Here is a 221-nt window from a genome sequence, read left to right on the forward strand (position 1 = left end):
CGATGACGGCGCTGATCGCGCTGCACGATGTCGGGCCGAACGGCCGCCGCGCCAACTCCCGCGCGGGCTCGATGTATGTCGTGAAGCCCAAGATGCATGGGCCCGACGAAGTCGCTTTCGCCGTCGAGATCTTCGACCGCGTCGAAGCGCTGCTCGGCATGACCGAGAATACCATCAAGATGGGCATCATGGACGAGGAGCGGCGCACCACCGTCAACCTC

Annotated in this window: 1 pseudogene; it reads left to right on the forward strand. The window is 64.7% G+C overall.

Going from position 1 to position 221, the window contains the following annotated elements:
• Positions 1-221: pseudogene (locus tag EOB49_RS36205) on the forward strand (malate synthase G); the annotation flags it as partial.

This window comes from Mesorhizobium sp. M7A.F.Ca.MR.148.00.0.0 (assembly GCF_003997735.1).
Lineage (GTDB): Bacteria > Pseudomonadota > Alphaproteobacteria > Rhizobiales > Rhizobiaceae > Mesorhizobium.